This is a genomic window from Bacillus sp. RC240, from assembly GCF_044907945.1.
In the GTDB taxonomy this organism is placed as follows: domain Bacteria; phylum Bacillota; class Bacilli; order Bacillales; family Bacillaceae_G; genus Bacillus_A; species Bacillus_A mycoides.
This window is the reverse complement of the sequence record NZ_JBIYCT010000014.1, coordinates 38,964-51,857: the sequence shown is the minus strand read 5'-3', so window position 1 is coordinate 51,857 and position 12,894 is coordinate 38,964. Positions and strand designations below refer to the sequence as shown.

The window sequence follows — 12,894 nt, the reverse complement described above, 5'->3', positions numbered from 1 at the left end:
TTTATTTGTTATACTTATGGAGAAGACAAAAGAAAAGGGGACATTGCCTTTGATGAAATTTATAGTTTTAGCTATTCTCACTTTGTTTTTGATTCCATGGACTAGAAGCGGTAATAAAATTCGCGCGGTGGATAAAGGAGGAAATGAGAAAGTTGTAAAGGGTAAGAAATCATCTATTTTAGTTATTCCTGTTTTATTTTGGATAGGTATTGCAATCTATGAATATTTCTGGCTAATTGATGATCGAGCAGATTCTATTCTTACTCATTATTCTGTTGCAGTAGCGATTTTAATTGGGCTTGTTTTATTCTCACAAGAGCAGGTAGGGAAATTAGAAGGTACGTTAAAGGGACTTCTAATGTTTGTTTTACTCGCAAGTTACGGCTATTTTGGTTATTTGCACGATATAGTAATCACGCAAAAAAAATATGATTCTGTTGTGAAGATCGAGAAAGATATTTCAGAGCCATTTACTGAAAATGATCAGCCGTTTACAGTTCCGCCTAAAACAGCGGAAAATAAAATGAAAAAGGTATTTGGGGATATTCCGAAAGTAGCTTATTTTGAGCTAGGGGAATTAACGCCACAAATGGTAAATGGTGAGGCTTTATATGTAGCACCGATTGAAGTTTCAGGCTTTTTTAAAGCACGTAAAGCTGAGACAATTCCAGGGTACGTAACGATGTCAGGTACGAATCCTGATGCGGAAGCGAAACTGCATCTTGGTTATAAAATGAAATATGTGCCGAGCATGTTTTTCGGTAATAAATTAGAACGTGTCGTTCGAAAAGCAGAGCCAGATTTAGTTTTTAAAGGGAAACCAAAATTTGAAGTTGATGATAAAGGGAAACCGTATTATACAATGACGTATGGTGAATTTATTTCAGGAAGATCTGGATTTGAAGTAGAAGGTGTTGTAGTAGTAGACGCACAAACAGGTGAAGTGAAAAGATACGACAAAGGAAAGGCACCTAAATTCGTTGATGGCGTATTAAATCACGAGACTGCATCTACATTAAATACGTATTTCGGTAAATATATTCACGGATTTTGGAATACAAAATTCTCACAAACGGATATGAAGATTCCGACTGAGTGGGGAACGAAAGAAGGAGTTACACCAATCTTCGGTAAGGATGGAACGTTATATTATTTTACTGATTTCACCTCTCCGAAAGAAGGAGTAGATTCTGCACTAGGCTATTCGCTTATTGATGCGCGTACAGGTAAGTTGTATTACTATAACGGAAAAGAAGTAAAGGGAATTATGGATGGTTCGGCTGCTACAGAAGTAGTGGATAATTCCTTTAAGAGAGAGAAATGGCATGGAACAATGCCGGTTATTTATAACGTATATGGTAAACCTTCTTGGATTGTACCGGTTATTGATGACGGCGGATTAGTACGTGCTCATACTGTCATATATGCTTCTAATGCAAAAGTGTTTGCAACAGGTTCAACGCAAAAAGAAGCACTTGAGAATTATAAAAATGCGCTGAGCGGAAGTGGTGACTCATTTAGACCGACTTCAAATGGGAAAGAAGCGCAAAAAGAAGGTACTGTACAACGTGTGTATAAAGAAAAATCAGGTGAAAATACGATTGTGTACGTACTATTAGAAAACGAGCAAAAAGTATTCATGGTACCGGCGAAGAAATTCCCATATGCAATGTTTACAGAAGTAGGAGATCCAATTCAAATCACATATTTAGACACAGGAGAAATGATGGCATCTGTATCTAAATTTACAAATAGTAATTTGAAAAAGTAAAGCGATAGAGATTCTATCGCTTTTTTTACATTATTAAACAGGGAAATACGGTATACTTGACGTATATTTATGTTGTAACTATAATTGTTACGATTGAGTATTTATATGAAAGGGTGAATGGAAAAAGTGAATGGAGTTAATCACGAAGTATATAAACCTGTAAAGACAAACAGGTTATGGATGATTCTTGTATTAGGGACACTTACGGCAATTGGGCCATTATCTATTGATATGTATTTGCCTTCTTTACCAAAGTTAACGGATGATTTACAAACGGGTGCATCCCTCGCGCAGCTTACATTAACTGCTTGTCTGCTTGGGCTTTCAGTAGGACAGTTATTTATTGGTTCAATCAGTGACATTTACGGAAGGCGCAAACCTCTTATTATCGCTCTTATTATTTATGTTGCTTCTTCGTTACTTTGTGCTGTTGCACCATCTATTTGGAGTTTAGTGCTTTTACGTTTCTTACAAGGTGCTTCAGGATCTGCTGGTATTGTTATATCACGTGCAATGGTACGCGATATGTATTCAGGTTCTGAAATGACGAAGTTTTTCTCATTACTTATGTTAGTAAACGGGGCAGCACCTATTTTGGCACCGATTATTGGAGGACAATTATTACAGTTCACATCATGGCGCGGCGTCTTTATCGTGCTTGGAGCAATTAGTGTATTCATGCTAATATCAGCTACTTTCGTATTACGTGAAACATTACCTCCTGAAGAAAGAGAGACAGGTGGATTATCAGGAACGCTGGCAACATACGGAAAGCTTTTGAAAGATCGTTTATTTATGGGATATGCATTATCGCAAGGGTTAGTAACAGCTGCAATGTTTGCTTATATTTCTGGTTCACCGTTCGTGTTGCAAAATATATACGGGGCATCACCACAACAGTTTAGTTTGTTCTTTGCAATTAACGGTATTGGTATTATTATTGCTAGCCAAGTTACTGGCCGCTTAGCGGGGAAAGTTAATGAGAAAACTTTATTTGTTGCTGGTATTATTATTGCGGCTGTTGGCGGTCTATCATTACTACTTACAATCGCACTTGGAATAGGGCTAATCGGTGTTTTATGCTCGCTATTTCTTGTTGTATCAAGTGTTGGGGTTGTATCAACAACCGGCTTCTCGTTAGCGATGAGAAATCAAAAACAAGCAGCAGGAACAGCATCAGCTTTACTAGGTTTATTACAGTTCATTTCAGGAGCACTTGTTGCACCGCTAGTAGGTATTGGTGGAAGTAATACAGCATTACCGATGGGGGTTGTTATAGCTCTTTGTGAAATTGGTGCTGTATTATGTTATCTATTTATGGCTAGAAGAAGTGAGAAGCAGTTTGAACTGCAACAAAATAAAAAGTTAGAAGCTTAATACAAAAGAGCTGATTCAAACATTTCTTTGAATCAGCTCTTTTTTTCATTTCTTTGAAATAACTCATACATATTATTCATGATCGCATCATATAAGAAAGCAAGTTTATCCCATACCCAGCGGTTACTGTCGACCTCTTTCTCCCCGCAATCAATAATATCAGTATGATCTGTAATTCTATATGCCCTCTCAACGATAATAGGAGCAATCTTCGGTATGCGTGGAATTTCTTTTAAGACATCTGCAAAATTTCCAATGTAGACATGACCGATAATCTCGATTGTTAAAGATTTATCGGATATATTTAGCACAGTATGAAATTGATTTATATGTTGTTTCTTTAAATATTGGGCCAGCTTAAATGGAGCATGCTTCTTCTTTAATACGCGGCGAAGGCTCTCTGTATTTTCAATATGAAGTGACTTTTCGCGAATAAGGACGCGAATATCTTCGCCCATAAAGGGTATTGTATTGTACATTGATGATTCTCCTTACAAACTGAACTACGCTTACTTTATGCATATGTAAGTCTAGCATGGTTTGTTCTCTATGTGTGCTTACAGTTTTGTAAGGTGATGTAGTAAAGTGATGCAAAAGTTATTTGCATAAAGTGACGATACTGTGACAAAAATGTTGGTATGTATATTAAGATATCGTCTTAAGTGTAAAAAGTGGGGCGTTCTCGGTATAATAACAAGTGGAGATAAAAGAAACTATAATTAGTAGTAGCTGTAGATAAAAGGAGAATTCGAGATGAAGAAGGTTTTGGGTATTGCTGTAATGGGAAGTATGATCCTTCTAGCAGGATGTAATGGAAATAAAGATACGAAAGAACCGAAAGAAAAGGTAGAGCAATCCACTGAGCAAACAGAAGAAATGAAAGAATACAGCGCAGTACATGAAAAATATGATGCGAAAATAAATAAAGAAATTAATAAGGCGTTACAGTTATTTGAAGTGGCAAAAGAAAAGGGCGGTAAGGAAATAACGAATGCTACATATAAAGAAGATGTGCAAAAGGTAACAACGAGCATGTTAGAAGATATTGATAATATACGTAAAGAAATTCGTGTTCCAAAGTCGAAAGAGCAAGAACATGAGGTATATGTTGGTTTCTTGAATGAATCGGAACAAGCGATGAAAAAATTACAGAAGTTAGCTAAAGAAGAAGATTCATCATTAATTCGTGATATAGAAATTAATTTTGCAACAGCATCGACATACTATAAACGTTTTCAAACAGAAGCGAAAAAATAACCTTGCGTGTGCAAGGTTATTTTTTCTTTTTACCATCTCCGTCTTCATCCTCGGATACTAATATCTTCTGTTCTTCGTGAAATTCTGAAATTGTTTGTCCAGTAATATTATCGAATGGAGTGTAAAAAGAAGTGATGCTTTTCTTTTTAATGAAGAGTTTATAGAAGCCGATGATGACGAGTATGACGATTGTTAATGGCAATCCTATAGTAGCCAGAAGTAGTGGATCCATTTTATAACTCCTTTAAAGTAATTAATTTTATTATAAGCTAAAGTAGTGATTTTAAGAAATAACGCTATTAAAAACTGATTTTTCTAAAAATATCCAAATTGATTGACTTTTCATTTTTTCAGAATTATAATTCGAAATATACAATTTGAACCAAATAATAATATAGCAATTTACTTATCCAGAGAGGTAGAGGGACTGGCCCTATGACACCTCAGCAGCGGGTTCTGTAATAGAACACCGTGCTAATTCCAGCAAGCAAGTCTTGAAAGATAAGTGATGGGCATAGTTTTATTAAGCCTTGATCTTATTTTTTAAGATCAAGGCTTTTTGTGTTTTAAGAAGTAGAGAAGGAGTAATGGCAACAAATATGTCAATAAAACAAAGTAAATTCATTTGTTTAGGGGGTTATTGAAGTGTATGTGATTAAAAAACTATCGGTTATGGTATTTACACTATGGGTTATTACGACAGTAACATTTTTGATTATGCATATTATTCCAGGGGATCCATTTTCATCAGATGCGAAGATTTTTCCTGAAGAAGTGATACAAAACATGAGAGCAAAGTATCACCTTGATGAACCGTTATGGAATCAATATGTTGCTTATTTAGATGGCGTAGTGCATTTTGATTTTGGTGAATCCGTTCAATCGACGGGGCAAGGTGTATCAGAAATTATAACGACAGGCTTTGGTCCATCAGCGATTATTGGTTTACAAGCACTTATTATTTCATTGTTAGTTGGAATTGCAGCAGGTACATTTGCCGCGCTATATCATGGGAAAGTGATTGATTATAGTGTGAGCTTGCTTGCGATTCTCGGTATTTCTATTCCTAGTTTTATTTTAGCGCCACTATTTATACAAGTATTCGCCATACAATTTGAATTATTACCAGTGGCGTCTTGGGGAACATTTGAGCATACTGTATTACCTTCCTTCGCATTAGCGCTCGGGCCAATCGCAGTTATTACAAGATTTGTTCGCTCTAATATGATTGAAGTGTTGCAGAGTGATTATATTAAGCTAGCGAGAGCGAAAGGTATACCAATTAAGAAAATCATTATAAGACATGCTCTTCGAAATGCGATTGTTCCAGTACTTACATTTGTTGGCCCATTAATGGCTGGACTTTTAACAGGGACTTTCGTTATTGAAAAAATCTTTTCAATTCCTGGTTTAGGAAAATATTTTGTAGACAGTATTTTCAACCGAGATTATCCGGTGATTATGGGAACAACCATTTTCTATAGTGCGCTATTAATTGTATGTATTTTTATTACAGATATCATTCATCGTATTGTTGATCCGCGCATTCGTTCTATTACGTAAGGAGGGTGATGTTTAAATGGGGGCTTATGACATTAATGACCAGTTATTAACGAATGAAGAGAAAAAAGAATTAACGATAAATAAAGATCAGCAAACGATTAGCTGGAAAAAGGAAGTGTTTCGCAAGTTTATATCAAACCCTATAGCAGTTTTAGGGGCAGTGACGTTATTACTAATTATTGTTTTCTCGCTTATTGGCGAAAGTTTAACGCCATTTACTGCGAGTGAACAAGTAAAAGAAGCAACTAATTTACCGCCTAGTAGTGAGCATTGGTTCGGAACAGACGATTTAGGGAGAGATATTTGGGCGCGTACTTGGGCTGGTGGGAAAATTTCATTAACAGTTGGATTGGTAGCAGCAGCTCTTGATATAGGGCTTGGTGTACTTATCGGTGGCTTTAGTGGATATGTGAGAGGACGTAATCGTCTTGGAACGTTAATTGATGAGTGGATTATAAGAGGGATTGAAGTGTTATACGGTATCCCATATTTATTAATTGTTATTTTACTATTAATCGTTATGAAACCAGGACTTTTTACAATTATTATAGCTCTTGCGTTAACGGGATGGATTGGCATGGCACGTCTCATTCGAGCGCAAGTACTTTCATTGAAACAAAGAGAATTTGTTATTGCAGCAGAGCGATTAGGTACACCTCATATGAAAATTATATACGGACATTTAATTCCAAACTTAACAGGGATTATTATCGTAAATTTATCATTTACAATTCCAGCAGCCATTTTCTCAGAATCATTTTTAAGCTTTATCGGACTTGGAGTACAATCACCAGCGGCAAGTTGGGGCACGATGACGAACGATGCACTTGGGATATTACTAAGCGGAGAATGGTGGCAACTATTCTTCCCGGCAATTATGATTGCATTCATCATGTTCGCATTTAATGCGATTGGTGACGGTTTACAAGATGCAATTGATCCAAAAATCGTAAAACGTAATCGAAAGGAGAAAAAACATGGCACAAATCTTATCTTTAGAAAACGTAACGTTGGCCGTTGAAAAAGAGAATAGTAAGCAAGCAATTGTGAAGCATGTTTCCTTTTCTATTAACGAAGGTGAAATAGTTGCACTTGTCGGAGAAAGTGGTTCAGGGAAAAGTGTTACAGCACAATCAATTATTGGCTTAAATCAAGAATCGATTCATATTGATGATGGAAATATATCTTTCCAATCAAAGGAATTAACGGATTTACAAGAATCAGAATGGAATCAAATTCGCGGGAAAGATATTTCCTTTATCTTTCAAGACCCGCTTTCATCTTTAAATCCGACGATGAGGGTGGGAAGACAAATTACAGAAGTAATTGTGCAGCATGAAAAGAAATCGAAAAAAGAGGCAAAAGAAATTGCAATTAACTTACTAAATGATTTAGGGATACATGAAGCAGAGAAACGCTTTGAACAATACCCGTATCAGTTGAGTGGGGGTATGAGGCAGCGTATTTGTTTAGCAATTGCATTTGCTTGTCACCCGAAGCTCGTTATTGCAGATGAACCTACAACAGCATTAGATGTAACGATTCAAAAGCAAATTATGGAGTTGTTAAAAGAAAGAAAGGAAAAACAAAATACGAGTATTTTATTAATTACACATGATTTGGCACTTGTACGTGAAGTAGCTGACCGAGTAGTAGTTATGTACGGGGGACGTGTTGTTGAAAAAGGAACGATTCAAGAAGTAATTGGCTCACCTAAGCACCCTTACACAAAAAGTTTATTGCAAGCAATTCCCAATATGGATGATTCAGAAAAGGTACTTAGAGCAATTGAGGGAACAACGCCTTCAATTGAAACGTTAAATAGTTTTGGATGCCCGTTTGTGAATCGTTGTCCTGTAGCGATAAAAGAATGTATTCATCGCTTCCCAGAGAGAACAACATATTCTGAGGAGCATAGTTCACATTGCTGGCAGCATATTCTGGAGCATAATAAAGCGAAACCAAAAGAGAGGGTGAATGCCTCATGACGACAGATTTAATTACTGTAAAGCAAGTAACGAAAACGTATGGAAGTAAAAATAAAGAAATCGTAGCGTTAAAAGGTATATCACTTTCTATCCCAAAAGGAACAACGCTTGGCATTATTGGAGAAAGTGGTTCTGGAAAGACAACACTTGGTAAGCTCATAGCTGGGATCGAGCGTCCAACGTCTGGTGAAATTGATTATAACGGTCAAGTTGTTCACAAGCTGAAGTCAGCTCATAAGCGGGATTTCTTGCAGAAAGTACAGTTCATTTTTCAAGATTCCACAGCTGCATTAAATCCGCGCTGGAAAGTACGCGATATTGTAACAGAAGGCTATATTTCATTCGGTTTAGGCGATAAAGGATTGAAAGATAAAGTCGCAGGTGATGCACTAGAGCGTGTTGGATTAGATAGACGATATATTGATCGTTATCCCCACGAATTTAGCGGTGGACAACGTCAACGTATTGCCATTGCAAGAGCGCTATTATGTGAGCCAGAAGTATTAATCCTTGATGAACCAATTTCAGCATTAGATGTTTCGCTGCAAATCCAAATTATACATTTGCTGCAAAAGATTCAAAAGGAACAAGGCTATACATATTTATTTATCGCACATGATTTACCGATGGTTCACTATTTATGTGAAAAAGTGGCTGTCTTATACAAAGGAGAACTTGTTGAATTTGGATATACGGACGAAGTATTCCGTAATCCACAACATTCTTATACAAAAACATTATTAGCATCAACACCAAAAATTTCAGGTTAAAGGAGAATGTAGGATGAAGAAGTTTTTATTATTTGTCATTATGACTGTTTTAGCGATCACTTCTGTTGCTTGCGGTAAGAAAGAGACGCAAAAGGCGAGTGCTGGTAAGGGAGACGGGGATCGATTAGTAACGAATATTAGCAGTGATCCGTATACGCTTGATTCTGCCATTGCGACAGATACTACTTCGAGATATGTAATTGGGAACTTATTTTCAAGTTTATATACTGAGGATAACAATGGGAAAATCCATAATGAGTTAGCGGATAAAGAAGAAGTAAATGCTGATGGGACTGAATATACAATTCATCTAAAGAAAGATATTAAATGGTCAGATGGTTCTCCTATTACAGCAAATGATTTTGAGTTTGCATGGAAGCGATTATTAAATCCGAAAACGGGTTCTATGAATGCGACAGAAATGTATTTTATTAAAGGTGCAGAGGCATATAATACTGGAAAAGGTGAAGAGGGACAAGTTGGGATTCAAGTGGTTAATCCTCAAACGTTAAAAGTAACACTTGAATATCCAGTTGCTTCTTTCAAACAAAAGCTAGCAAGTTCATTATTTATTCCATTATCTAAAAAATCAATTGATGATAATAATAAATTAAAAACAGACCCAAAAGAGTTAATTACGAACGGACCATTCACGTTAAAAGAATGGAAGCATAACCAAGCAATTACAGTACAAAAAAATAAAGAATACTATAATAAAAAGGTAACATTAAAAGAAATTGAGTTTCGTATTATTCCAGACTCTAAAACAGCGTATCAATTATTTAAATCAAAAGAATTAGATTTACTAAGTGGTTTACCACAAGAGATGATTGAGAAAGAAAAAGGAAATAAAGAATATAAGCGTGTTGCAGGATTCTCATCTTATATTTATTCGTTTAACGTAGAAAAAGAGCCGTTTACAAATGCAAAAGTACGTAAAGCATTTTCATTAGCGGTTGATCGTAAGTTTATCGTTGAAAAACTGTATAAAAATAATGCACAAGAAGCATATGCTTTTGTTCCAGAAGGGGCAAAAACACAAGGCGGCCGTGATTTCCGTAAAGAAAAAGGCGATTACGTAAAATTTGATCCAGCGGAAGCGAAAAAATTATTAGAAGAAGGCATGAAAGAGCAAGGATGGTCTACATTACCTGAAGTAACATTAAAATTCACTACAGATACACAACATAAAAAAGTAGCAGAAGCAATGCAAGAAATGTTTAAGAAAAACCTTGGTGTAGATATTAAATTAGAAAATAAAGAGTGGAAGAGTTACATCGACACATACAAGCAAAGTGATTTCCAATTAGCTTATATGGGGTGGGGAGGTTCTAACTTAGACCCTAGTGCCCGTTTAGAATTATATGCAGGTGATGGTCCGAGCAACTATGCGAAGTGGTACAATAAAGAATTTGATAATTTAATTAATCAAGCAAAAACAGAACAAGATGAAAATAAACGTTTTGATATATTGCATAAAGCAGAAGACATTATGTTTGATGAAACACCATTGATCCCAATTATTTTCCCAAGTGCTTCGTATTTGCAAAAATCATCAGTATCTGGCGTCCAATTCATTATTGGTTCTAGTCCAGAACTAAGATACGTAAAAATTAAAAAATAAAGAAGTAGGCAATCGCCTACTTCTTTATTTTATTTCTTTCTTATATTCTTTTTTCGTTCCATCAGAGAAGATAACTTCTAAAGCGAATTTTTGATAGTCTTTATCAAGTTTGAATACATTTACTACTTGATCAATTACTTCTTGGTCAGGAGTATCTTTATCAAATTTCAACTCTTGTAGAAGTGGGCTTAATTTTGTAATAGCCTCGTCGCCTGTTAATTTTACATCTGCTTTATGGTCTTCAACTTTTGCTTCCATTTTTTTATCGGCTGCTACATTTTTATAATCAGCTTCGTAGTCTTTCTTTGTATCTTGATAGTCTGCCTTTAAATCAAATTCATTAAAGTTTAGTTTTAAATCTGCAGGAGCCTCATTTTTTGCTTCTTCAGTCGTTTTCTTATTAGAAGTTGTATCTTCTTTTGCAGGAGCTTTACATCCTGTTAATGCAGGTACTAGCATAAGAGCTAATAAAATTGATAGTAAAATTCTCATTATAAATTCCTCCTTATGTAAATTTGTTCTATACAAGTTTTTCCTAATTTCATGTAATTATGTATGTGATGAAAATAAATTATTTTCTTATAGCTTCAAGGATTAGTCCGCAATTTAAATCAAAAAGAATTTGTATGTATATGGTAAATTGAAGTTGTGAGGAGGTACTGAAATACAAAAAGAAGCGAAAGAGAATTATTGACAATTATTAGAAAAGTAATATAATCAAAATGTAAGTGATCACTTGCATGAGGAAGAGAGGACTTTATGGCGCGCTCAAAGACAGCAGAAAAAATCATTCAAGCAGCAGTTGAATTAGTGAAAGAAAAAGGATATAAAGCGGCGACAACGAAGGAAATTGCAATGCGTGCGGGTGTCAATGAAGTAACGATATTTCGCAATTTCAAAAGTAAGAAGGGTGTTATTGAAGCCGCAGTTGCTGAATTTTCATATGTACCACATTTAAAACAGTTTTTGCAAACAGAGATTGTATGGGAATTAGAAACGGATTTGAAAAACTTAGCAAGGCATTATCATAAATTTTTGAATGAAGCAAAAGATATTATCTCTATTGGTATACGTGAGGCTGGGGAATTCCCTGAATTAGACGAGGAAATTGCAAAAATACCACAAGGATTAAAAACGGAATTAATGATTTATTTTGCAAAGATGCAGGAACAGGGCAAGATTATTGATACGAATATTGAAGCACAAGTAATGAATTTTATATGGATCAATTTTGGTTATTTCTTATCTAAATTACGATTTGCAAATCGACTGACAGAAATTGATAATGAGAATTTTATTGAGAATAATATCATCTTATATGCTAGGGCATTGAGACCCTAGTATTTATTTGAAATGAAATGCAAGTGTGTACTTGCTTGCCGATTAGGAGATTGAGAAGATGGATACATTAAAACAGTTTTTAAAACGACCGGGTACGTATGTAGGAATGGTAGTTGCATTATCGTTCCAACTTATTTTCTTTTGTGTGTGGTTAACAGCATACGATGGAGTGGATGAACGGGCCGATCAAATGCGTATTGCGATTGTAAATGGGGATGCAAATATAGGTAGTAAAATGGCGGAAGGTTTACGGAAAAATTTACCGTTTCAAGCAGAAAAAGAAACGTCTATGGAAAAAGCCAAAGAGAAAATGAACAATCATGCATACGATATGATTATTGAAATTCCCGCTTCTTTCTCAAAAGATATAAATGAAGCGGGAAAAACAAATTTAAACTTCCACATTAATCAAGCGAATGCCATGATGGCGAAACAAATGATGGAAGGAGCAGCAAAACAAATTCGAGACAACGTAAATAAAGAGACAGCAAGTTATAAAAAACAAGAGATTGTTGGAAAATTACAAGCTGTAGGATATGAAAATGTAGAAGTGATGAAAGGCTTAACAGAAGATTCAATTGGCTTTACAGTTCATAAAGTAAATGATGCAAAAGGATTTTCCGTTAATATGGTACCACTTATGATTGTATTAGCTTCATTTGTAGGAGCAATGATTATGAGTATGGAATTATCGAAAGTGGCAAAGGAAGTAAAGAACGGTTGGAGTAATTTCGTATCAAGACAAATCATTAACGGTACAGTATCAATTTTACTTGCATGTATTACAATTGGCTTGATGGAAGGATTTCAAATTGAAATGCATGAAACAGTATGGAGTATATTGATGTTTCAAGCAATAGTCTTCTTCGCATTTCTTTCATTAACACAAATGTTCATAACTGTTTTCGGAAATGCAGGTATGATTTTTAATATTATCTCGCTATCGTTACAACTTGTAAGTTCAGGTGTAATCGTACCACATGCAATGCTTTCTAAAACATATCAAACGATCGGTGAATTATTTCCCGCAACATACGCAGCAAATGGTTATTATACAATAATATTCGGTGGAATTAGTTTAGAGGAAAATATTATTTCATTATTACTTATTATACTAGTTACACAATTGGTAGCGGGAATCACTATAGGTATAAAAGGGATAGTAAAGAGGAGAAGTTCTGTAGTTAAAGAAGCATAAAGTAA

Annotated in this window: 13 protein-coding genes and 1 riboswitch; of the genes, 10 read left to right on the top strand and 3 right to left on the bottom strand. The window is 35.3% G+C overall.

The window, feature by feature from the left end:
- Window positions 1-52: 52 nt before the first annotated feature.
- Together ABH955_RS26955 and ABH955_RS26950 are read left to right on the top strand one after the other, a co-directional pair.
- Window positions 53-1,771 carry a DUF3981 domain-containing protein gene (locus tag ABH955_RS26955; RefSeq protein ID WP_033709756.1) on the top strand — a complete coding sequence of 573 codons (1,719 nt, stop codon included), beginning with the start codon at window positions 53-55 and terminating at the stop codon, window positions 1,769-1,771.
- A gap of 117 nt (window positions 1,772-1,888) precedes the next feature.
- The gene (locus ABH955_RS26950) at window positions 1,889-3,148 is read left to right on the top strand and encodes a multidrug effflux MFS transporter (RefSeq protein ID WP_113938318.1); all 1,260 of its coding nucleotides are present in this window, start codon (window positions 1,889-1,891) and stop codon (window positions 3,146-3,148) included.
- Window positions 3,149-3,180: 32 nt separating this feature from the next.
- On the opposite strand, the gene ABH955_RS26945 is transcribed toward ABH955_RS26950, so the two are convergent.
- The gene (locus ABH955_RS26945) at window positions 3,181-3,627 is read right to left on the bottom strand and encodes a hypothetical protein (protein WP_002167144.1); all 447 of its coding nucleotides are present in this window, start codon (window positions 3,625-3,627) and stop codon (window positions 3,181-3,183) included.
- A gap of 274 nt (window positions 3,628-3,901) precedes the next feature.
- Between ABH955_RS26945 and ABH955_RS26940 the strand changes: the two genes are divergently transcribed.
- Window positions 3,902-4,405: a hypothetical protein gene (locus ABH955_RS26940; RefSeq protein ID WP_002139912.1), complete on the top strand. Its 504-nt coding sequence runs from the start codon at window positions 3,902-3,904 to the stop codon at window positions 4,403-4,405.
- Window positions 4,406-4,421: 16 nt separating this feature from the next.
- Here the strand turns inward: ABH955_RS26940 and ABH955_RS26935 are convergent, their stop codons facing one another.
- Window positions 4,422-4,637 (bottom strand): DUF3951 domain-containing protein, encoded by a 216-nt coding sequence (locus tag ABH955_RS26935; protein WP_000371388.1) that lies wholly within the window; start codon window positions 4,635-4,637, stop codon window positions 4,422-4,424.
- 171 nt (window positions 4,638-4,808) lie between these two features.
- Window positions 4,809-4,913: riboswitch (SAM riboswitch) on the top strand.
- A 137-nt stretch (window positions 4,914-5,050) separates the two neighbouring features.
- Between ABH955_RS26935 and ABH955_RS26930 the strand changes: the two genes are divergently transcribed.
- The 5 genes from ABH955_RS26930 to ABH955_RS26910 are packed head-to-tail and all read left to right on the top strand — an operon-like array spanning window position 5,051 to window position 10,350.
- Complete coding sequence (locus ABH955_RS26930) at window positions 5,051-5,968, top strand: ABC transporter permease (RefSeq protein WP_016095104.1); 918 nt, start codon at window positions 5,051-5,053, stop codon at window positions 5,966-5,968.
- A gap of 16 nt (window positions 5,969-5,984) precedes the next feature.
- Entirely contained in the window at window positions 5,985-6,989 is a 1,005-nt protein-coding gene (locus tag ABH955_RS26925; protein WP_404491861.1) for an ABC transporter permease, read from the top strand.
- The gene (locus tag ABH955_RS26920) at window positions 6,946-7,956 is read left to right on the top strand and encodes an ABC transporter ATP-binding protein (protein ID WP_012260191.1); all 1,011 of its coding nucleotides are present in this window, start codon (window positions 6,946-6,948) and stop codon (window positions 7,954-7,956) included. Before ABH955_RS26925 ends, ABH955_RS26920 begins: the two co-directional genes overlap by 44 nt.
- Complete coding sequence (locus ABH955_RS26915; protein ID WP_012260192.1) at window positions 7,953-8,726, top strand: ABC transporter ATP-binding protein; 774 nt, start codon at window positions 7,953-7,955, stop codon at window positions 8,724-8,726. The genes ABH955_RS26920 and ABH955_RS26915 overlap by 4 nt, the downstream gene beginning before the upstream one ends.
- Window positions 8,727-8,739: 13 nt before the next feature.
- The gene (locus ABH955_RS26910; protein WP_404491860.1) at window positions 8,740-10,350 is read left to right on the top strand and encodes a peptide ABC transporter substrate-binding protein; all 1,611 of its coding nucleotides are present in this window, start codon (window positions 8,740-8,742) and stop codon (window positions 10,348-10,350) included.
- Window positions 10,351-10,374: 24 nt separating this feature from the next.
- On the opposite strand, the gene ABH955_RS26905 is transcribed toward ABH955_RS26910, so the two are convergent.
- On the bottom strand, window positions 10,375-10,842 hold the full coding sequence (locus ABH955_RS26905) for a YusW family protein (RefSeq protein WP_012260194.1): 468 nt from the start codon (window positions 10,840-10,842) through the stop codon (window positions 10,375-10,377).
- Window positions 10,843-11,109: 267 nt separating this feature from the next.
- Here ABH955_RS26905 and ABH955_RS26900 point away from each other — a divergent pair, with 267 nt between their 5' ends.
- Both ABH955_RS26900 and ABH955_RS26895 read left to right on the top strand, forming a co-directional pair.
- Window positions 11,110-11,691, top strand: a complete 582-nt coding sequence (locus ABH955_RS26900) for a TetR/AcrR family transcriptional regulator (RefSeq protein WP_404457893.1) — start codon at window positions 11,110-11,112, stop codon at window positions 11,689-11,691.
- Window positions 11,692-11,749: 58 nt separating this feature from the next.
- The gene (locus tag ABH955_RS26895; protein WP_404457890.1) at window positions 11,750-12,889 is read left to right on the top strand and encodes a YhgE/Pip domain-containing protein; all 1,140 of its coding nucleotides are present in this window, start codon (window positions 11,750-11,752) and stop codon (window positions 12,887-12,889) included.
- Window positions 12,890-12,894: the final 5 nt, after the last annotated feature.